Source organism: Agromyces sp. NPDC058104, from assembly GCF_042884835.1.
GTDB lineage: Bacteria > Actinomycetota > Actinomycetes > Actinomycetales > Microbacteriaceae > Agromyces.
The window spans coordinates 709,628-729,794 of record NZ_JBHVTD010000001.1 but is presented as its reverse complement, the minus strand read 5'-3'; the positions used below and the strand labels follow the sequence as shown (position 1 = coordinate 729,794).

At 72.7% G+C, this 20,167-nt stretch carries 21 protein-coding genes; 15 read left to right on the top strand and 6 right to left on the bottom strand.

Features of this window, described 5'->3' with window-relative positions; translation table 11 throughout:
- The first annotated feature begins 23 nt into the window (after positions 1-23).
- The 11 genes from folE to ACFVTH_RS03475 all read left to right on the top strand — a co-directional run bounded on the left by folE (position 24) and on the right by ACFVTH_RS03475 (position 8,535).
- Entirely contained in the window at positions 24-617 is a 594-nt protein-coding gene (gene folE, locus ACFVTH_RS03525; protein ID WP_387086792.1) for a GTP cyclohydrolase I, read from the top strand.
- On the top strand, positions 610-1,428 hold the full coding sequence (folP, locus tag ACFVTH_RS03520; RefSeq protein ID WP_387086790.1) for a dihydropteroate synthase: 819 nt from the start codon (positions 610-612) through the stop codon (positions 1,426-1,428). Before folE ends, folP begins: the two co-directional genes overlap by 8 nt.
- Positions 1,421-1,807 (top strand): dihydroneopterin aldolase, encoded by a 387-nt coding sequence (gene folB / locus ACFVTH_RS03515; RefSeq protein WP_387086788.1) that lies wholly within the window; start codon positions 1,421-1,423, stop codon positions 1,805-1,807. Before folP ends, folB begins: the two co-directional genes overlap by 8 nt.
- Entirely contained in the window at positions 1,804-2,289 is a 486-nt protein-coding gene (gene folK, locus ACFVTH_RS03510; protein ID WP_387086786.1) for a 2-amino-4-hydroxy-6-hydroxymethyldihydropteridine diphosphokinase, read from the top strand. The genes folB and folK overlap by 4 nt, the downstream gene beginning before the upstream one ends.
- A complete protein-coding gene (locus ACFVTH_RS03505; RefSeq protein WP_387086784.1) occupies positions 2,286-2,759 on the top strand; it encodes a DUF3180 domain-containing protein in 474 nt (157 codons plus the stop codon). The genes folK and ACFVTH_RS03505 overlap by 4 nt, the downstream gene beginning before the upstream one ends.
- The gene (locus ACFVTH_RS03500) at positions 2,752-3,282 is read left to right on the top strand and encodes a PH domain-containing protein (RefSeq protein WP_387086782.1); all 531 of its coding nucleotides are present in this window, start codon (positions 2,752-2,754) and stop codon (positions 3,280-3,282) included. The genes ACFVTH_RS03505 and ACFVTH_RS03500 overlap by 8 nt, the downstream gene beginning before the upstream one ends.
- Positions 3,279-5,150, top strand: a complete 1,872-nt coding sequence (locus ACFVTH_RS03495; protein ID WP_387086780.1) for a PH domain-containing protein — start codon at positions 3,279-3,281, stop codon at positions 5,148-5,150. The genes ACFVTH_RS03500 and ACFVTH_RS03495 overlap by 4 nt, the downstream gene beginning before the upstream one ends.
- The gene (locus ACFVTH_RS03490) at positions 5,140-5,898 is read left to right on the top strand and encodes a Rossmann-like and DUF2520 domain-containing protein (protein WP_387086778.1); all 759 of its coding nucleotides are present in this window, start codon (positions 5,140-5,142) and stop codon (positions 5,896-5,898) included. Before ACFVTH_RS03495 ends, ACFVTH_RS03490 begins: the two co-directional genes overlap by 11 nt.
- On the top strand, positions 5,895-6,773 hold the full coding sequence (panC, locus tag ACFVTH_RS03485) for a pantoate--beta-alanine ligase (RefSeq protein ID WP_387086776.1): 879 nt from the start codon (positions 5,895-5,897) through the stop codon (positions 6,771-6,773). Before ACFVTH_RS03490 ends, panC begins: the two co-directional genes overlap by 4 nt.
- Before the next feature lie 75 nt (positions 6,774-6,848).
- Positions 6,849-8,366, top strand: coding sequence for a lysine--tRNA ligase (lysS, locus tag ACFVTH_RS03480; protein ID WP_387086774.1), 1,518 nt, complete (start codon positions 6,849-6,851; stop codon positions 8,364-8,366).
- Between the two features lie 19 nt (positions 8,367-8,385).
- Positions 8,386-8,535 (top strand): hypothetical protein, encoded by a 150-nt coding sequence (locus ACFVTH_RS03475; RefSeq protein ID WP_157423149.1) that lies wholly within the window; start codon positions 8,386-8,388, stop codon positions 8,533-8,535.
- A gap of 109 nt (positions 8,536-8,644) precedes the next feature.
- Here the strand turns inward: ACFVTH_RS03475 and ACFVTH_RS03470 are convergent, their stop codons facing one another.
- The 5 genes from ACFVTH_RS03470 to ACFVTH_RS03450 are packed head-to-tail and all read right to left on the bottom strand — an operon-like array spanning position 8,645 to position 15,885.
- Complete coding sequence (locus ACFVTH_RS03470) at positions 8,645-9,763, bottom strand: peptidase C39 family protein (RefSeq protein ID WP_387086771.1); 1,119 nt, start codon at positions 9,761-9,763, stop codon at positions 8,645-8,647.
- A complete protein-coding gene (locus ACFVTH_RS03465; protein ID WP_387086769.1) occupies positions 9,760-11,388 on the bottom strand; it encodes a dipeptide ABC transporter ATP-binding protein in 1,629 nt (542 codons plus the stop codon). The genes ACFVTH_RS03470 and ACFVTH_RS03465 overlap by 4 nt, the downstream gene beginning before the upstream one ends.
- Positions 11,385-12,242 (bottom strand): ABC transporter permease, encoded by an 858-nt coding sequence (locus ACFVTH_RS03460; RefSeq protein WP_387086767.1) that lies wholly within the window; start codon positions 12,240-12,242, stop codon positions 11,385-11,387. The genes ACFVTH_RS03465 and ACFVTH_RS03460 overlap by 4 nt, the downstream gene beginning before the upstream one ends.
- The gene (locus ACFVTH_RS03455) at positions 12,239-13,231 is read right to left on the bottom strand and encodes an ABC transporter permease (protein WP_387086765.1); all 993 of its coding nucleotides are present in this window, start codon (positions 13,229-13,231) and stop codon (positions 12,239-12,241) included. Before ACFVTH_RS03455 ends, ACFVTH_RS03460 begins: the two co-directional genes overlap by 4 nt.
- Positions 13,228-15,885 carry an ABC transporter substrate-binding protein gene (locus ACFVTH_RS03450; protein ID WP_387086763.1) on the bottom strand — a complete coding sequence of 886 codons (2,658 nt, stop codon included), beginning with the start codon at positions 15,883-15,885 and terminating at the stop codon, positions 13,228-13,230. The genes ACFVTH_RS03455 and ACFVTH_RS03450 overlap by 4 nt, the downstream gene beginning before the upstream one ends.
- Positions 15,886-15,977: 92 nt before the next feature.
- On the opposite strand from ACFVTH_RS03450, the gene ACFVTH_RS03445 reads away from it, so the two are divergent.
- The 3 genes from ACFVTH_RS03445 to cls are packed head-to-tail and all read left to right on the top strand — an operon-like array spanning position 15,978 to position 18,386.
- Positions 15,978-16,673, top strand: coding sequence for a DUF1684 domain-containing protein (locus tag ACFVTH_RS03445; protein WP_387086761.1), 696 nt, complete (start codon positions 15,978-15,980; stop codon positions 16,671-16,673).
- Between the two features lie 57 nt (positions 16,674-16,730).
- Complete coding sequence (locus tag ACFVTH_RS03440; RefSeq protein ID WP_386898416.1) at positions 16,731-16,907, top strand: hypothetical protein; 177 nt, start codon at positions 16,731-16,733, stop codon at positions 16,905-16,907.
- 6 nt (positions 16,908-16,913) lie between these two features.
- Positions 16,914-18,386 carry a cardiolipin synthase gene (gene cls, locus ACFVTH_RS03435; protein WP_387086759.1) on the top strand — a complete coding sequence of 491 codons (1,473 nt, stop codon included), beginning with the start codon at positions 16,914-16,916 and terminating at the stop codon, positions 18,384-18,386.
- 34 nt (positions 18,387-18,420) lie between these two features.
- Here the strand turns inward: cls and ACFVTH_RS03430 are convergent, their stop codons facing one another.
- Positions 18,421-19,470: a pirin family protein gene (locus ACFVTH_RS03430; RefSeq protein ID WP_387086757.1), complete on the bottom strand. Its 1,050-nt coding sequence runs from the start codon at positions 19,468-19,470 to the stop codon at positions 18,421-18,423.
- Between the two features lie 101 nt (positions 19,471-19,571).
- Between ACFVTH_RS03430 and ACFVTH_RS03425 the strand changes: the two genes are divergently transcribed.
- Positions 19,572-20,027: a hypothetical protein gene (locus ACFVTH_RS03425; protein ID WP_387086755.1), complete on the top strand. Its 456-nt coding sequence runs from the start codon at positions 19,572-19,574 to the stop codon at positions 20,025-20,027.
- The last annotated feature ends 140 nt before the right edge of the window (positions 20,028-20,167 follow it).

Genomic DNA, 20,167 nt, shown 5'->3' with positions numbered 1-20,167 from the left:
CCGCCGCCGGCTGAAGGGCTGACATGGCCGGAGTGGATGCCGAACGCATCGAGCGGGCCGTGCTCGAGATCCTCCTCGCGATCGGGGAGGATCCCGCGCGTCCCGGCCTCGAGCGCACCCCGCAGCGGGTCGCCGAGGCGTACGCCGACTTCTTCGGCGGCCTCGACGTCGATCCGCTGAGCCACCTCGCCGACACCGTGCCGCTCGGGTCGACCGAGGCCGGCGTGCCGGCGACGTCCGACGCCGTGATCCTGCGCGACCTCGCCTTCCGCTCGGTGTGCGAGCACCACCTGCTGCCCTTCGTGGGCACCGCGCACGTGGCCTACCTCCCCGGCGAGAAGGTGGTCGGCCTCGGCCGGATCCCCGCCGTCGTCGACACCCTGGCCCGCCGGCCGCAGCTGCAGGAACGCCTCGCCGAGGAGATCGCCGACGCGCTCGTCGCCGGGCTCGACCCGAAGGGCGTGCTCGTCGTGCTCGACGCGCAGCACCGCTGCGTGACCACCCGCGGCTCGCGCCAGGAGCGCAGCTCGACCGTGACCATCGCGAGCCGGGGCGCGCTCGCCGAGCCCGCGGGCCGCGCCGAGATCATCGCCCTCATCGGGGTGCGCGATGCCTGAGACGCCGTCGACGCTCGTCATGGGCGTCGTCAACGTCACCCCCGACTCGTTCAGCGACGGCGGCCGGTGGTTCGACGCCGATGCCGCCATCGCGCACGGGGTGGAGCTCGTCGCGCAGGGCGCCGACCTCGTCGACGTCGGCGGGGAGTCGACGCGACCCGGTGCGGCCCGCGTCGAGCCCGACGAGGAGTTGCGCCGCGTGGTGCCGGTCATCCGCGAGCTCGTGGGCCGGGGCATCCGGGTCAGCGTCGACACGATGCGCGCCGCCACCGCACGCGCGGCGGTCGAGGCGGGCGCCGAGATCATCAACGACGTCTCGGCCGGCCTCGCCGATGCCGAGATGGCCGGGGTCGCCGCCGAGACGGGCGCGCACTACGTCGCGATGCACTGGCGCGGCCACTCCGACCGCATGGACCAGCTCGCCGAGTACGACGACGTCGCCGCCGAGGTGCGCGACGAACTCGCCGCCAGGGTCGAGGCGCTCCTCCGCGCGGGCATCGCCCACGACCGGCTCATCCTCGACCCCGGCCTCGGGTTCTCGAAGCGGGGCGAGCAGAACTGGGAGCTGCTCGGACGGCTCGACGTGCTCGCCGGGCTCGGGCTGCCGATCCTCGTCGGGGCTTCGCGCAAGCGGTTCCTCGGTGCTCTGCTGCCCGACGGCGCAGCCGTCGCCGAACGCGACCTGCCGACCGCCGTCGTGAGCGTGCTCTCGGCGCAGGCGGGCGCGTGGGGCGTGCGCGTGCACGACGTCGTCGGCACGCGCCGCGCCCTCGACGTCCTCGGGGCGTGGCAGAGTGGACGACGTGGCTGAACAGCACGGACTTCGGCGGGGCGACCGCATCACGCTCACCGGGCTGCGCGTGCGCGCCCACCACGGGGTGTTCGACTTCGAGCGCGCCGAGGGGCAGGAGTTCGTGATCGACGTGGCGGTCGCCGTCGACCTCGCGGCCGCCGCGTCGGGCGACGACCTCGCCCGCACCGTGCACTACGGCGAGCTCGCCGAGCAGGTGGTCGCCGCCGTCGAGCGCGACCCCGTCGACCTCATCGAGACCGTCGCCGAGCGGGTCGCCGCCGTCGCGCTCTCGTTCGACGCCGCCGACGAGGTCGAGGTCACGGTGCACAAGCCGCAGGCCCCGATCACGGTGCCCTTCGCGGATGTCTCGGTCACGATCGTCAGGCGCCGGGCATGAGCCGCGCCGTCGTCGCCTTCGGGGCGAACCTCGGCGACCGCGAGCAGACGATCGCCGCCGCCGCACGGGCCCTGGCCGACGCCGACGGCGTCGAGCTCGTCGCCGTGTCGCCGCTCTACGAGACGCCCGCGCTGAAGACGACGGGGGTCGACCATGACGCCCCCGGGTACCTCAACGGGGTGTTCCTCGTCGAGACCGCGCTCGAACCGCACGCGCTGCTCGACGTGCTGCAGGGCATCGAGACCGCGCAGGGCCGGGTGCGGGCCGAGCGCTGGGGCGACCGCACGCTCGACCTCGACCTCATCGACGTCGACGGGATCGAGCTCGTCGACGCACGCCTCGAGCTGCCGCATCCGCGGGCGTGGCAGCGGGCCTTCGTGCTCGCGCCGTGGCTCGACGTCGACCCCGATGCCGTGCTTCCCGGGCGGGGCTCGGTGGCGGCGCTCCGCGCCGAGGCATCCGACGAGGTGGTCAGGCGATGAAGCGCACGCACTTCTCGACCCTGCTCGCCTTCGTGCTCGGCGGCGTCGTCATCGGCTATCTCGGCGACCTCGCGATCGTGAGCACCGGCGCGAAGGCGCTCGTGCCGCCGCTCTCGCTGCCGATCACCTTGCTCGGCGTCGCGGTGATCGTCGTGCTGCTGGCCTGGCCGATCCGCCGTGCCGTGAAGGGCCGGGCGACGAAGCACCTCGACCCCTTCCGCGCGATGCGCGTCGCGGTGCTCGCGAAGGCGTGCAGCCTGAGCGGGGCCCTCGTGCTCGGCGTGGGGCTCGGCATCGGGCTGTTCCTGCTCACCCGCAGCGTCGTGGCACCGGCCGGAACGGTGTGGCTGGCGTTCGCGACCGCCATCGGCGCCGCGCTGCTGCTCGCCGGCGGGCTCCTCGCCGAGTGGTTCTGCACGCTGCCCCCCGACGACCCCGACAGCGAGAAGGAAGAACACGCGCATGCCTGAGCACGACCGCGCCCCGATCGAGCACGACGGCGACGCCGCCGCCCCGGCCGAGTCGCGCCGCTCCGACGAGTGGCGTCGGGTCTCGCCGAAGTACGTCGTCGTCGAGGTGGTCGGCTCGCTCATCGGCATGGTGATCTTCGTCGGCGCCGCGCTCGTCGTGCACTTCCTCTGGCACCAGGAGTGGGCGCTGTGGGCGGCCGTCGCGATCGGCGTCGTCTCGCTCGTCGGCATCGCCTTCGAGCCGCGGCGCGTGCGCTCCATCCAGTACCGGCTGCGCGCCGACGACCTCGTCTTCCGCCGCGGCATCATGTTCCAGCGGCAGGTCGCCGTGCCCTACGGCCGCATGCAGCTCGTCGACATCACGCGCGGCCCCGTCGCGCGCGCGCTCGGCCTCGCCGACCTCAAGTTCGTCACCGCCGCCGCGGCGACCGCGGTCACCGTGCCCGGGCTGCCGATGGAGGAGGCCGACCGGCTCCGCGACGAGCTCGTGGCCCTCGCCGAGACCCGTCGGGCGGGGCTGTGAGCGCTCCGGTCCGTCCGGCACCGGCCGTGTCGCTCGCCGACGGCGAGTGGCACCGACTGCATCCGGCGAGCCCGCTGCTGCGCGGCGGACTCGTCTTCATCGCGGTGCTCGGCTTCGTGATCGCCAACCTGCGTGAACGGGCGGTCGACTTCTTCCTCACGGTGTTCTCGCCGTCCACCCGCGACGACCTCGGCGACCGCTACGGGTCCTGGCAGGACGACTGGGCGAACGACCCCATCGGCGGCATCGTCAGCCACGGCCTCGTCGGCTGGGCGACACTCGGCGTCGCGGTCGTGCTCGTCGTGGTCGTCTTCGCCTTCTGGCTGTCGTGGCGCATGCACACCTTCCGGGTGACGCCCGAGGCGGTCGAGGTGCGCAGCGGCATCCTCTTCCGTTCGCACCGCAGCGCCCGCCTCGACCGCATCCAGGGCATCAACGTCACGCGCCCGCTCTTCGCCCGCCTGTTCGGCACCGCGAAGCTCGAGGTCTCGGTCGCCGGCCAGTCGGCGAACGTGCAGCTGGCGTACCTCGGCTCGGCGCTCGCCGACCGGCTGCGGGCCGACGTGCTGCGGCTCGCCTCCGGAGCCCGGGCCGAACGTGCCGCGGCGCGCGCCGAGGCCGCCCCGCCCGTGACCGGGCCGGTGAGCGCCGAGGCCGCGCCCGCCGACGCAGCCGTCCATCACGAACCCGGCGCCGCGGGCGACGCGAGCGCCGCACCGGCCGTGGGGCAGCCCGTTCCGGGCCGCGCCCCGGCGGCATCGCGTGCCGGCGCCCTCGTGGGCCAGCGCGTCGACGAGTTCCTCGCGCCCGAGCTCGACCCCGACCTCGCACCGCCCGAGTCGGTCGTGCACCTGCCGCTCGGCCGGGTGATCGGCTCGACCCTCCTCGGCGGTTCGACCATCTGGGCGATCATCCTCGTCGCGATCATCGTCATCGGCATCACCACCGGCCAGGCGTGGGTGCTCTTCAGCTTCGTGCCCGCGGCGATCGGTCTCGTGAGCTACATGTGGTCGCGCATCACCAAGTCGCTGCGCTACTCGATCGCCGGCACGCCCGACGGCGTGCGCATCGGCCACGGGCTCCTCTCGACCGGCAACCAGACGATCCCGCCCGGCCGCATCCACGCGGTCGAGGCGACGCAGTGGGTCTTCTGGCGGCCCTTCGGCTGGTGGTCGATCCGCATCAACGTCGCCGGCCAGTCGGTGACCGCCTCGAACGAGGCTGCGCAGCGCACCACCGTGCTCCCCGTTGGAACGGCGGCCGACGTGCACCGGGTGCTCGCCCTGCTGATCCCCGATGCCGCTGTCGACGTCGAGCCCCTCGTCGCCTCCGGGCTGACGGGCCGCGACGGCGCGGGCGGCTTCTCGATCACTCCGCGTCGCGGCGCCTGGCTCCGCCCGTTCTCGTGGCGCCGCATCGGCTGGGCCGCGGCATCGGGCGTCGCGCTCATCCGTCGCGGTGCGATCGTGCGCAGCCTGACGCTCGTGCCGCTCGCTCGGATGCAATCGGTCGCCCTCTCCATCGACCCGATCGACCGTTGGCTGCGGCTCGCCGGGGTGCGCCTGCACACCGTGACGGGTCCGGTGAGCGCGGTGCTGCCCATCGTCGACCGCGAGGAGGCCGAGCGGTTGTTCGAGCGGCTCGCCGAGGAGGCCGTCGATCGCGCCGCGAGCGACACCACGCACCACTGGGGCGCGGTCGGAGCCGCCGCGGCCGAGGCATCCGCGCCGTTCGAGAGCCGGCCGGTCGAAGCCGGGACGACCGCGGCCGACATCGCGCCGGTCGCGCCGGTCGCGCCGCTCGCGCCTGCCGCGCCGTCCTCGCCCGAGGTCGTCGCCGATGAGACGGGCCCCGATCATGCCCGCTGAGCGCGCAGGGCGGCTCGGCGTCGGCACCATCGGCGCAGGCCGGGTCGGCGCCGTGCTCGCCGCCGCGCTCGGCGGTGCGGGCCACGCCCTCACCGGGGTCGCCGCGGTCTCCGAGTCGAGTCGCGAGCGGGCGTCGGTCATGCTGGCCGGGGTGCCGGTGCTCGCCGTGCCCGAGATCGTCGAGCGCAGCGAACTGGTGCTGCTGGCGGTGCCCGACGACGAGCTCGAGTCGCTCGTGGCGGGCCTCGCCGACGCGGGGGTCTGGCAGCCCGGCCAGCTCGTGCTGCACACCTCGGCGAAGTTCGGCGCCGGTGTGCTCGACCCCGCCCGGCGTTCGGGCGCGATCCCCCTCGCGGTGCACCCCGCGATGACGTTCACCGGCACGAGCGTCGACCTCGCCCGCCTGCCCGGCACGTGGTTCGCCGTGACCGCGCCCGCGCCCGTGCTCCCGATCGGCCAGGCGCTCGTCGTCGAGATGGGCGGCGAGCCCTTCATCATCGCCGAAGGCGACCGTGCCGCCTACGGCGATGCGGTCGACACCGTGGTCTCCTTCTCGAGCGCGATCGTCGACCAGGCCAGCACGCAGCTCGACGCCATCGGGGTCGCCCGCCCGGGCGCGGTGCTGGCGTCGCTCGCGCGCAGCGCGGTCGAGAACGCGCTCGCCCGGCACGACGCCGGGCCGATGCCCGACGGGGCCGGTACGATCGACGGGGCCGGATTCGACCGGCCGCTGGGAGGTGGCTCGTGAGCGAGGTCGTGGTCGAGCCGACCGCCGGCATCCGGGTCGTGACGACGATCGCCGAACTCCGCGGGCTGCTCGACGGGCGCCGCGCCGCGGGGGCCTCCGTTGCGCTCGTGCCGACCATGGGCGCACTGCACGACGGCCACTTCGCGCTCGTGCGTCGGGCGCGCGAACTCGCCGACGTCGTCGTCGTGTCGATCTTCGTGAATCCGCTGCAGTTCGGGCCGAGCGAAGATCTCGACCGATACCCGCGCACGCTCGACGCCGACGTGGCGGCCCTCGCCGAACTCGGCGTCGCGTTCGTGTTCGCGCCGACCGCGGCCGAGATGTATCCCGACGGCCCGAGCTCGACGCGCGTGGTCGCGGGCGAGGTCGGTGCGCTCTACGAGGGCGCGTCGCGACCGGGCCACTTCGACGGCATGCTCACGGTCGTGGCGAAGCTCTTCAACATCGTCGCGCCCGAGACCGCGGTCTTTGGCCAGAAGGACGCGCAGCAGGTGTACCTCGTGCGCCGCATGGTGCGCGACCTCGACCTGCCGCTCGCGCTCGAGGTCGTCCCGACGGTGCGCGAGCACGACGGCCTCGCGCTGTCGAGCCGCAACCGGTTCCTCTCCGCAGCCGAGCGCGCGACGGCGCTCGTGCTGTCCGAGGCGCTGGCGGCCGCGGCCGAGTCCGCGGGCGAGGGCCCCGCCGAGGCGCTCGCCGAGGCGGCGGCCGCCTTCGGCGACCACGACGGCGCCGAGCTCGACTACTTCGTCATCGTCGACCCCGAGACCCTGCTGCCCGTCGCCGGAGATGCGACCGGTCCCGCCCTCGCGCTCGTCGCGGCACGCGTCGGGTCGACGCGGCTCATCGACAACCGGGTGATCGAGCTCGGCTAGCACGCGACCGACGTCCTGGCGGCGGCCGTCCAAGTAGGCTTGATCTCGCACGATTCCGCGCGACGAGAGAGAACCATGGCCGACGAGACGCCGAACCAGCCCGCCGAACCCACTGCCGAAGAGATCAGTGAGCAGAAGGCCGTGCGGCTCGCCAAGCGCGCGCGGCTCATCGACGAAGCATCCGACCTCGGTCTCGGCGCCTACCCGGTGCGTCTGCCGATCACCGCGACGATCCCCGAGGTGCGCGACCGCTTCGTCGGCCTCGGCGTCGACGAGGCCTCGGGTGAGACGGTGGGCCTCGCCGGCCGCGTCGTCTTCTCGCGCAACACCGGCAAGCTCTGCTTCGCGACCCTGCAGTCGGGCGACGGCAGCCGCATCCAGGCGATGGTCTCGCTCGCCGAGGTCGGCGAGGAGTCGCTCGCCGCCTGGAAGGAGCTCGTCGACCTGGGCGACCACGTCTTCGTCTCGGGCGAGGTCATCACGAGCCGTCGCGGCGAGCTCTCGATCATGGTGAGCGAGTGGCGCATCGCGTCGAAGGCGATCCTGCCGCTGCCGAACCTGCACAACGAGCTGAGCGAAGAGAACCGGGTGCGCTCGCGCTACCTCGACCTCATCGCCCGCGAGCAGGCGCGCCGCAACGTGATCGACCGTGCGAAGGTCAACGCGAGCCTGCGGTCGACCTTCACGAGCCTCGGCTTCATCGAGGTCGAGACCCCGATGCTGCAGGTCATGCACGGCGGCGCCTCCGCGCGCCCGTTCGTCACGCACTCGAACGCGTTCGACACCGAGCTCTACCTGCGCATCGCGCCCGAGCTGTACCTCAAGCGCGCCGTCGTCGGCGGTATCGAGCGGGTGTACGAGATCAACCGCAACTTCCGCAACGAGGGCGCCGACTCGACCCACAGCCCCGAGTTCGCCATGCTCGAGGCCTACGAGGCCTACGGCGACTACACCACGATCGCCGACCTGACGCAGCAGCTCATCCAGGACGCGGCGCAGGCCGTGTCGGGCTCGCACGTCGTCACCTGGGCCGACGGCACCGAGTACGACCTCGGCGGCCAGTGGGATCGCATCTCGATGTACGGCTCGCTCTCCGAGGCCGTCGGCGAGGAGATCACGCCCGAGACGCCGATGTCGCGGCTGAAGGAGCTCGCCGACGAGGCGGGCATCGAGATCGACCACCCGATCCCGGGCAAGTTCGTCGAGGAGCTGTGGGAGCACCACATCAAGGGCGGCCTCGTGCGGCCCACCTTCGTCATGGACTTCCCCGAGGACACCTCGCCCCTCGTGCGCGGCCACCGCGAGATCGCCGGCGTCGTCGAGAAGTGGGACCTCTACATCCGCGGCTTCGAGCTCGCCACCGGCTACTCCGAGCTCGTCGACCCCGTCATCCAGCGCGACCGCTTCGTCGAGCAGGCGAAGCTCGCCGCCGGCGGCGACCCCGAGGCCATGCGCCTCGACGAGGAGTTCCTGCGGGCGCTCGAGTTCGGCATGCCGCCCTCGGGCGGCATGGGCATGGGCATCGACCGGCTGCTCATGGCGATCACGGGTCTCGGCATCCGCGAGACGATCCTGTTCCCGCTGGTCAAGTAGCGAGACGGATGCCCCGGCGATGAACGACTACCTCCCGAAGGACCAGCTCGAGCCCGAGCAGGATCCGAAGCGTCCGTCGAACACCCGGCTCGCGATCTGGATCGTGGTCGGGGCGATCGGGCTCTACCTCGTCGGCTCGGGCGTCTGGGGCCTGCTGACCCGGGGGTGACCCGGGCCGGGCACGCCCGGCCCCGACCGGCGCCGGGCGCGGAGCCCGGCCCCGACCGGTGCCAGGTGCGGAGCCCGGCGCACGGCCGACGCCGTCGCACGGCCTGCGGTCAGCGGCGCCCGACGAAGACGACGCCGCGGTACCCGGCTTCGCCCCACGCCACCATGCGGTCGAGGTCGGCGTACGCGATCGGCAGCTCGTGCGAGTCGACCCAGGTCTCGCCCTCGTCCGAGCTGATCCACGGATCCTCGATCACGACGACGCCCTCGCCGGCCGCGTGCGCGAGCACCCAGTGCGGCCCCGCCTCGCCGTGCATCGGCGCCTCGTCGACGAGCAGCAGCGCGAGCTCGCCGCCGGCGATGCGCCGCGCGACCTCTTCGATCGCGATCCGCGTGCGGTGCACCGGAACCCCGGCGGTCGCCGCCTGGCGCAGCGACTCCGCCTGCAGCTCGGCGCGGAAGTCGCGTTCGAACCCGGTGTACGCCTCGATCAGCACCGGACCGTCGTGGTCGAGGAAGACCTCGACGGGCGTCTCGGCCGGCAGGGTCTCGCGCATGACGACGCCGAGGCCGACGGGCTCGATGGCCGGATAGTTGCTCGCCCGCCGCCAGAACGCGAGCTCGAGGTCGCGGTCGGCGATCGACGGGGCGGGGCGGTCGGCGGGGGCCGCGTCCGCCGACCCGTCGGGCGCGGCATCCGATGCACCGGCGAAGCCGACCGACCCGGTCGCCTCGACGGCGAGCAGCCCGCTCACCGCGCCGCAGGTGTAGAGCGTCGTCTGGGCGTAGTACGGGGCCTCCTCGTGGGGCACGTCGCGCAGCCAGCGCACGTGACCGTGCGATGCGAGCGTGCCGGGCGCGGAGGGGTGCGGCGGCGCGAGCGGGACGAAGCCCCGTTCGAGTGCGAACCCGGGCAGCTCCCGGCCGAGCGGCACCTCCCACTTCACGGCGGCGTCGCCCGCCGCCGCCGCGCGGGCGACGATCTCGTCGACGAGGCCCGCGGCCGCCTCGGCATCCGCCTCGTCGCGCCACCAGACGTCGACGATCTTCACCGCGGCGGTCGCCCCGCGGCGGGAGGTCAGCGCCGCTGCCGCGGCCCGGCCGTCGCGATGCGCGAGGTCGATCCGCGGCGAGTACGGCGCACGCGGCGAGGCCCAGCGGGCCGCGCGGGCCTCGCCGAGGGCCGACAGCAGGTCGTCGTCGAGCAGGGGGTCGATGGTGGTCGTCATGCGACGTTCGTCCTTCCGGTGCTGTCGCGGTGCGCTGCCGCGACCAAGAGCTTCGTGTAGTCCTCCGACGGGTCGTCGAGCACCCGTGCGCATGAGCCGTGCTCGACGACCCGCCCCTGCCAGACGACCGTCACGGTGTCGGCGATGCGGCGCACGACGGCGAGGTCGTGCGAGATGAAGAGGATCGCGATGTCGAGTTCGTCGCGCAGTCGGCCCAGCAGGTCGAGGATCTGCGCCTGCACCTGCACGTCGAGCGCCGAGACCGACTCGTCGCAGATGAGCAGGCGCGGCCTTGGGGCGAGCGCCCGCGCGATCGCGACGCGCTGGCGCTGCCCGCCCGAGAGCTGGGCGGGCCGCTTCGCCGCGGCCTCGGGGGGAAGGCCGACGAGCTCGAGGAGCGCGGGGACCTCGTCGGCCCGGCGGCCGCCGACCGCGAGCGCCTCGCGCAGGATCGCGCCGATCGTCATCATCGGGTTGAGCGACGAGTACGGATCCTGGAACACGATCTGCATCTGCTCGGGTGTGCGCGAGCGACGGCCCGGAGCGAGCGGCCGCCCGTCGAAGGCGATCGAGCCGCCGTCCTCGCGCTCGAGGCCGGCGATGCAACGGGCGAGGGTCGACTTGCCCGAACCCGATTCGCCGACGACGCCGGCGACCTGACCGGGCGCGATGGCGAGGTCGACGCCGTCGAGCACGGTGCGCAGCCCGAAGCGTTTGACGATGCCCGTGGCGGCGACGAGGGGCGTGCGGGCCCCGCGCGCGTCGGCACCGTCGGACCGGAGCACGTCGCCCTCGGCGACGAGCGTGTCGCCGGCCCGCCCGGGCGGCTCGGTCTCCAGCGAGTCCGCCTCGAGCGAGAGCGCGGGGTCGGCCGCGATGAGCGCGCGGGTGTACGCGTGCTCGGGAGTCGAGAGCACCGTCGAGGTGCTCCCGCGCTCGACGACCGCGCCGTGCCGCATGACGAGCACCTCGTCGGTGCGACCGCGCACGAGCCCGAGGTCGTGCGAGATCAGCAGCATCGCCATGCCGCGCTCGTGCTGGAGCTCTCGGAGGAGGTCGAGGAGCTCGGCCTGGTTCGACGCGTCGAGGGCGGTCGTCGGCTCGTCGGCGATGAGGAGGCGCGGATCGCTCGCGAGCGCGGCGGCGATCGCGACCCGCTGGCGCATGCCGCCCGAGAGCTCGTGCGGGTAGGCGCGCGCGACGCGGGCGGGCAGGTTGACCTCGTCGAGCCGCCTCGCGACGGCGTCGTCGAGCTCGCGCTTCGACAGGCGTCGGCCCGCCTTCGCCTCGAGGGTCCAGGCGATCTGGGGCCCGCACCGGTGCACCGGCGAGAGGCTCGTGAACGGGTCCTGCAGGAGGAGCGAGACCTCGCGGCCGCGCACGCGGCGCCACGCGGCATCCGTCGCCTCGAGCCGGTGGGCGCGACCGTCGACCCGCAGCTCGCCCGCAGCGGCGAAGCCGCCGGGGAGCAGCCCGACGAGGCTCTTGGCGGTGAGCGTCTTGCCCGAGCCCGACTCGCCGATGAGCGCGAGCGAGGAGCCTGCGTCGACGCCGAACGACAAGGCCTCGACCATCGGACCCGCCGGGCCGGTGATGCCCTCGATCGCCACCTCGACGCCGGTCATGCGACACCTCCCGAGCGGGTCAGGCGCTGGCCGAGCCAGTCGCCGACGAGGTTGACGGAGCAGGCCACGGCGATGATGAGCATCGCCGGCACGATCACCGCCGCCGGGTTGTCGAACATGATGGCCCGGTTGTCGGTGAGCTGGCGGCCCCAGTCGGCGGTGCCGGGCGGCACGCCGACCCCGAGGAACGACAGCGACGAGAAGGCCACGAGCGCGAACGCGACGTTGAGCATCGCGTTCGTGATGACGAGCGAGGAGACGTTCGGCAGGATGTGCCGGAACATCACCCGCCAGCGCGAGAGCGAGAGCATCTGGGCCGCCTCGATGTAAGGGCGCGCCGCCTGCTCGAGCACGCCGGCCCGCACGATGCGGATGTCGGACGGCGAGAAGAGCAGGATGAGGAGGGCGACCGTCGTCCAGTAGCCGCCGCCGAAGACGCCCGAGACGACGATGGCGGCGAGCAGCACCGGGAGGGCGAGCAGCAGGTCGGTCCACCGGCTGATCGCGAAGTCGAGCGGGCCGCGCTCGTACCCGGCGAGGGTGCCGAGCAGGATGCCGAGGAGCATCGAGCCCACCGCCACGCAGACCGGGCCGACGAGCGCCGACGCGGTGCCCGCGACGGTGAGGGCGAGGATGTCGCGCCCGAGCTCGTCCGTGCCGAGCGGGTGCCCCGGGGAGCCCGCGGGCATGAGGCTCGAGAGGATGTCCTGCTTGGTCGCGTCGGGGAAGAGCAGCGGGCCGAGGAGCACGGCGAGCAGCGCGACGGCGAGCACGACGAGGCAGGCGACGATGGTCGCGGGGATGCGGCGGCGGGAGCGGAAGCCGACGCCGACGGCGCCGAGCGAGACGGTCATGCGGGAACCCCCTGGTCGCGGACGCGCGGATCGAGCATCAGGTAGGCGAGATCGGCGAGGAGCGCGATCACGGCGATCACGAGGGCGACGAGCAGCGTGAGGGCCTGCACGACGGCGAGGTCCTTGAACAGCACGGAGTCCTGCAGGAGCGTGCCGAGGCCGGGGAGCGCGTACGTCGTCTCGGCGAGCACGGTGCCGCCGACGAGGAAGGTGAGCAGCAGGCTCGCGCCGGTCACGATCGGGATGGCCGCGTTGCGGAGGGCGAGCCGACGGGTGCGCGCCTCGGGGATGCCCCGCGCGCGAGCGGAGGTGACGTAGTCGGCGTCGAGCTCGCGCAGCATGGCAGTGCGGGTGAGCTTCAGCACGATGGCGCCGAGGCCCGCCGCGAGGGTCACGGCCGGCAGCACCAGGTGGTACAGGGTGTCGAGCGGCCCGCGCCCGCCGCCGTACACGGGGAAGATCGGCAGGTAGTACGCGAAGACGTACAGCAGCAGCAGCCCGACGGCGAAGGTGGGGGCGCTGAGCCCGATGACACCGAGCGTCGTACCGGTGCGGTCGAGCAGGCCGCCGGCGCGCACGGCGCTCTGCACACCGAGCGGGATGCCGACGGCGAGAGCGATCGCGAACGCGAGCCCGCAGAGGGCGAGGGTCAGCCAGAGCCTCGACGCGATCGCATCGGCGACCGAGGTCTGCAGGCGGATCGACTCGCCGAGGTCGCCGGTCAGCACGCCGCCGAGCCAGCGCAGGTACTGCACCGGCAGCGGATCGTCGAGGTGGTACTGCTCGCGGATCGCGGCCACGGCCTCGGGCGAGGCGGGGCGCGTGCCGAGCAGCGTCTTGACGAGGTCGCCGGGGGCGAGGTGCAGCATCGAGAACACGACGATCGAGAGCACGAAGAGGATCGCCGCGGTGCCCAGCACGCGCACCGCGAGCATCCGGCCGATGGGCCGGAGTCGCGGTGCGCGTGCGGTCGGAGCGGGTTCGGTCACGGCGCGGTGCGGTAGAGCTGGGTCGGCCACGAGGAGATGAAGGCGAACGAGCTGTAGTCGTCGAAGCCGAGGTCGTTCGCGAACGCGGTGGCGGACTGGCCCCACCAGAGCGGCACGTTCACGACGTCCTCCGCCTGGAGGGTCTCGGCCTGCACGAGCAGGTCGACCCGTGCGGCGGGGTCGGACTCGGTGCCGGCCTGCGCGAGCAGCTCGTCGATCTCGGGATTCGAGTACGCCGAGGGGTTGCCGGCGCCGAGCAGGTAGCTCGGCACCTCCGCCGGGTCGCCGAGGGTCGAGAAGTACCACATCATGCCGACGCCGTAGCTCGACGAGGCGTCGAGGCTCGCGAGCCACTCCTCGATGGGCACCTCGCGCACGTTCAGCGTGATGCCGATCGTCGAGAGGTTCTCGGCGAGCGACTGGGCGGCCGTGCCGAGCTGCGGGCCGGTCGAGGGGGTGAGGAGCTCGGCCTCGAAGCCGTCGGGGTGCTCGGAGGCGGCGAGCGCCTCCTTCGCGGCGTCGAGGTCGAAGTCGTACTGCGGGATGCCGGAGAGGATCTCGCGGGCCTCGTCGCCGTCGTACGCCTTGCCGAGCGACTCGGGCGTCATGATCGCCGTCGCCGCCTCGCCGTGGCCGCGCAGCAGCTTCTCGACGACGGCGTCGCGGTCGACCGCGTGCGCGAAGGCCTCGCGCACCTTGGGGTCGTCGAAGGGGGCGAGCGAGGTGTTGAAGTAGAGCCCGACGTACGAGAGGTCGTTGACGTACTCGACGCGCATGGTCCGGAGCTGCTCCCACTGGGTCGACTGGGCGAGCGGCACGTTGAACGCGACGTCGACGTCGCCCGACTGCGCCGCGAGCAGGCGCGTCGACTCGTCGGGGATGAACTCGACGGTGATCGACTTCACCTTGGGCAGTTCGCCCCACCAGGTGTCGACCCGTTCGAGCTGCACGTGCGAGTCGGGCACGAACTCGGTCACCTGGTACGGCCCGGTGCCGAGCAGCAGCGCGTCGGCCGTGCCGACCTTGCCGCCGTGCTCCTCCCAGAAGGCCTGCGAGGTGATGAAGGCGGCTCCGCCCGAGCTCATGTTCGCGGCGAAGGCGGCGTCGGGGGCGGCGAGGGTGATCGTCACCTCGTGCTCCTCGGTCTTCTCGATCGTGTCGACGCCGGCGAGGTAGTACGCGAGGCCGGGCGAGGCCGTCTCGTCGCGCGCCTGCTCGAGGCTGAACACGACGTCGTCGGCCGTGACGGGCGTGCCGTCCTGGAAGACGGCGTCCTCGCGGAGCTCGTAGACGTACGTGACGTCGTCCGTCTGCTCCCACGACTCGGCCAGGCCGGGCTGCACGCGGCCCTGGGCGTCGACCGAGACGAGGCCCTCCTGGGCGATCGACGCGATGTAGTAGTTCAGGATGCCGGCCTCCTGGCCGACGTAGAGGTTCGAGAGCGACCCGGGCAGCGCGACGCTGATGTGGTCGATCTCCTCGCCGGTGTCGGTGCCGGAGCTCGACGCTGCGGTGCCGCTCGTGCAGGCGGCCAGCAGCAGTACGCCTGCTGCTGCGGCGCCGGCGCGCGCGATGCGGGAACGGGATGTTGCGGACACGAGGGGGTCCTCCTCTTGCAATCGGGGGAGTGTTGCGAGGGCGATCGGACGCGCGAAGCGCGCGCGGTGACTGTTCGAGCGGCGACGGGCTTCGGCCAGGGCCTCCACCTCGTAGCCGCTCGGACGGCGCGCGGCGAGCATGCGCAGGCTCGCCGCGACGGCGGGGATCTCGCTCGCCTCGGCGAGCGTGACGGCGACGGTGCGCAGGCTCAGCGCCGGGCTCAGCCCGACGACCCGCACTCCCGAGGGCGGCGCCGTCGCGAACGCGCTCTCGGGCAGGAATGCGGCACCGAACCCGCCCGAGACGAGCGCGAGTGCGGCGTCGGGACGGCTGATCTCGAGATCGGCGGGGCCGCTCGCCCGGCCAACGACCTCGGCGACCACGGCCGAGCGGGTGCCGTCGCCGAAGATCCAGGGCAGGTGGGCGAGCGAGGACGCCTCGACGCGGACCCCGGGCTCGGCCGACTCGTCGAACGGGAAGGCGGCGATGATCTCCTCGCCGTAGAGGAACGTGGACCGGAGTCCGTCGCGTCGCAGGCGCTGGCCGCGCTCGCCGGCCGTGCCGGTGATCACCGCGATGTCGGCCCGACCCGAGCGCACGAGTTCGAGCGCCTCGTCGCTCTCGGCTTCGACGAAGCGCACCTCGACGCCGGGGATGTCGGCGCCGATGCGGGCGAGGGCCGGTGCGATCGTGCCGACGACGGCCTCGGCGGGGGCCGCGATGCGGACGGTGCCCACGCGGTGCCCGAGCGCCCTCGCGAGCTCGGTCGCCGCGGCCGTCAGGCTCGCATCGATGCGGGGGGCGTGGGCCGCGAGCAGCTGGCCGATCGGGGTGAGGCTGGCCGATCGCGCGGTGCGGGCGACGAGCGGGGTGCCGAGGCGCGACTCGAGGCGCTGCACGTGCTGGGTGATGGTGGGCTGGCTGAACCCGAGCGAGCGTGCGGCCGCGCTGATCGAGCCCGTGCGGTCGATCGCCACGAGGATCCGCAGCGAGTGGACGTCGAGCACGCGCGTGAGGGCATCGATCTCGATGAGTCCTGCGTTCTCCAGCTCCATAGGCACAGGCTATATATCTCGAGGTTTCGATGGTGTAACAATATGTATCCGGGCGTCACATGACGTTGCGGAGGCGGAGGACGGGAGCCCCGATGGAGCTGCGAGCGGAGCACGAGCGCTGGATCGATGAGCGGGAGGCGCGCGTGTGGGGCGAATGGGGCGTCGCGACCCTCGCGGCCACCCACTGGCTCACGGCGGAGCCCACCACGGTCGACGGGCTGCCGGGCAGCTGGAGCGCCGTGGACGGCGAGGTGCTCGGCGACGGCGTCCGGCTCGCACCGGGCGAGCATCTCGAGGCTGCGGGCCTCCTGCTGCGCGCCTTCTCGCGCGACGGCTCGGTCGCGCTGCGGGTGCTCGACCCCGGGGCCCCGGCGGCCCGGGGTATCTCGTCGATCGAGCGATTCGAGTTCTCGGAGGCCGCGCGCCTGCGCGGGAGCATCCGCCCCTCGGCGACGACCCAGGCGACGCGGTCGGTCGACGACCACGCCGCGACGCAGTCGTTCGACGCGATCGTCGACCTCGAGTGGGAGGGCGCCGCCTTCTCCCTGACGGTGCAGGAGGACGACGGCTGGTACTTCGCCGCATTCGCCGACGCGACGGCGGGGGTCGAGAGCCACGCCTTCCGGTTCATCCGCTTCCCGGTGCCCGCAGACGGCGACGCCGTGGTCGACTTCAACCGCGCCTACCTCCCCCCGTGCGCGTTCTCCGACCACTACGTCTGCGTCATGCCGGTGCCCGGAAATCGGTGGCCGGTGCCGATCCGCGCCGGCGAGCGACTCGTGCGCTGACCGCCGCTGCGCGCGGTCGGTGGAACTCGCAGGGAAGCCGTATATCCTGAGAGCACTATGGACGACTACTGGGCGAATGCGATCTGGTCGCTCGCGCCGACCGTGCTCATCGGCCTCATCTTCTGGTTCGTGATGCGTGCGATCATCCGCGCCGACCGCACCGAGCGCAAGGCGTATTCGCGCATCGAAGCCGAGGAGCGCGCGAAGCTCGGTCGCGAACGGCCGACGGCCTAGTCCGGCATGGAGCCGGGGCTCTCGCAGACGACGCTCGTCGTCGGCGTGCTTCTGCTGATCCTCGACCTCATCGTCCGCGTCATCGCGGTGATCGTCGTGCCGCGCAACCGTCGCCCGACGGCGGGCATGGCCTGGCTGCTCGCGATCTTCTTCATCCCCTATCTCGGGGTGCTGTTCTTCGTGCTCATCGGCAACCCGAAGCTGCCGAAGCACCGCCGCGAGAAGCAGGCCGAGGTCGACCGCTACATCCGCGAGTCGACCCACGGCGTCGAACGGGTGAGCGAATCGAGCGCCTGGCCGAGCTGGTTCGAGGGTGTCGTGCGCCTGAACCGCAACCTCGGCTCGATGCCGCTCATCGGCCAGAACAGCGCGAGCCTCATCGGCGACTACGCGGGCTCGCTCGCGGCGATGACCGACGCCATCCACGATGCGAAGCGGTACGTGCACGTCGAGTTCTACATCTTCGCGCTCGATGCGACGACCGAGCCCTTCTTCGAGGCGCTCGGCGATGCGGTCGCCCGTGGCGTCGAGGTGAGGGTGCTGCTCGACCACATCGCCTCGCGTCGCGTCAGCGGGTACCGCAAGACCCTGGCGCGGCTCGACGCGATGCACGTGCGCTGGGAGCTCATGCTGCCCGTGAAGCCGCTCAAGGGCCAGTACCAGCGGCCCGACCTGCGCAACCACCGCAAGATCCTCGTCGTGGACGGCGAGGTCGGGTTCATGGGGTCGCAGAACGTCATCGACCGCAGCTACAACAAGCGCAGCAACCAGCGCCGCGGGCTGAAGTGGAAGGAGCTCGTCGCGCGGGTCGAGGGCCCCATCGTCGCCGGCCTCGACGCGATCTTCGCCACCGACTGGTACCTCGAGACGGGCGAGGAGCCGACCCGCGACCTCGCCGAGTCGCTGACGCAGCCCGGCGAGGCGCAGGACCTCGACTGCCAGGTGGTGCCGAGCGGGCCGGGGTTCCGCAGCGAGAACAACCTCAAGCTCTTCCTCGCACTGCTCTACGCGGCGCAGGAGAAGATCATCATCACGAGCCCGTACTTCGTGCCCGACGAGGCGATGCTCTACGCGATCAGCGGGGCGACGCAGCGCGGCATCCACGTCGAGCTCTTCGTCTCGGAGATCGGCGACCAGGCGCTCGTCTACCATGCGCAGCGCTCGTACTACGAGGCGCTGCTCCGCGCGGGCGTCAAGATCTACATGTACAAGGCCCCGTACATCCTGCACGCGAAGCACTTCACGATCGACGAGGACGTCGCGGTGATCGGGTCGAGCAACATGGACATCCGCTCCTTCGAGCTCAACATGGAGGTGTCGCTCCTCGTGCGCGGGCGCTCGTTCGTGCGCGAGATGCGCGCCGTCGAAGACGGCTACCGGCGCGACAGCCGCGAGCTCACCCTCGACGAGTGGATGAAGCAGCCGCTCGGCGCGACCGTGCTCGACAACCTGGCGCGGCTCACCTCGGCGCTGCAGTAGCCGGAGGCCTCGCGGCGGGCCTCGCCGCTGGGCCTCAACCGCGGGGCTTCAGCCGGACGGTGGGCAGCTCGGGGGCGGGCAACGGCTCGCCCTCGTAGTCGACGCGACCGAACCGGCCGTCGGGGTTGTCCCGGCCGATGACCTCGGACTGCCAGAGCCTCCGGGACTCGACGATCTCGTCGTGGTCGCGGCCGATGAAGTTCCACCACATGACCAGCTCTTCGCCGAACGGCACCCCGCCGAGCAGGACGACCCGCACCGGGCGGTCGCCGGCGGTCAGGCGCACGCCGTCGTGGCCGGTCGGCAGGTAGCCGAGTTCGCTCCATTCGAGCGTCGCCGAGTGGCCCGACACGGTGAGCCCGTCGGCGTCGACGGGGGAGTCGTCGACCTCGTCGTCGGTCGCGGCGATGGTGACCCGGACGGGCCCCGCATCGACGAGCACGCCGTGCTCGAAGTCCGGGTCGAGGTCGATCCAGGCCTCGCCGCCGGCGGGCAGGTCGATCTGGGCGCCGACCAGCGGGCTGAAGAGCGTGACGGATGCCTCGTCGCCGACGCCGGGCAGCGAACCCGCGAAGACACGGACCACGGCGTCGTCGACCGTCGCGGGGCCGATGTCGGCATGCTCGAAGAACGGCGCCACGTGGCGGGACGCGTCGGGGAGGGCGACCCAGAGCTGAACCCCGTGCAGCCTGGTCGTGGCGGGGGTGGAGACCTCGGAGTGCGAGATGCCGCGGCCCGCGGTCATGAGATTGACCTGGCCGGGCCGCACGAGCTCCCTGCTGCCGGTGGAGTCGCGATGCTCGATCTCGCCCTCGAAGAGCCAGCTCACGGTCTGCAGCCCGGTGTGCGGATGCGGCGGCACGACCATGCCTCCCGAGACATCCACGTCGTCGGGACCGTAGTGGTCGGCGAAGCACCAGGCGCCGATCGTGGTGCGCCCGCGTTGTGGGAGGGTGCGTCGGACGCCCATCGCACGTGGGCCGCCGAGCGGCACCTCGCGCGGCGCGAGCACCTGCACCGCACTGCCCTGCCGCCCGTCGGGCGGGCAGAGCAGCTCGAGCGGGTCCTTCTCGAGATTGCTCATGCTGCCAGCGTAATCCGGCCCGGAGACCCGCGGTCCGACGACCCGCGACCCGAGTGGAGGGGAGGCGGTGCGACCGGGTGCCGAACCGATACCATTGCGGCATGGCTACCTCCGTGCGTCTCCGTCGTGCCGGCCTCGCTGCCGCGGCCCTCGCTTCCGTGTTCCTCCTCGCCGCGTGCGCTCCGCCCACGCGAGCGGCCGAGAACTACCCGGGCGAGCCCGTCGTCGAGCACGCCGAGGAGGGCGAGCACGCCGACGAGGGCGAGCACGAGGAGGGCGCGCCGCAGGCCGCATGGCTCGCCCAGGGCGGCCAGCTCGCGGTGACGATCTGGGGCAGCTCGACCTGCCCGGTCGTGGGCGAGAGCATCGAGGTCGTCGAGCCGGCCGGCGAGGGCAACCGCGTCGCGATCGGCCTCGTCGAGCGCCCCGCCGACGAGATGTGCACGATGGACCTGGTGCCGCACACGACCGTCTTCTGGACGCCGATGAACGTGACGACGACCGAGCCGCTCGTCGTCGAGGTGCAGGACGCCGAGGTCGTCGTCCCGATCAAGTAGCCGGGCGTAGAGTACCCCGGGTGCACGCCGGGTTGTACCCCATCGCGGAAATGCCCCCTGAACTGGGGTCGAGACGTTCGGACTCGAACCTGTTCGTGAGGATTCCTACTGCACTAGCGTTGCCCGCACGTGCGCCGTTC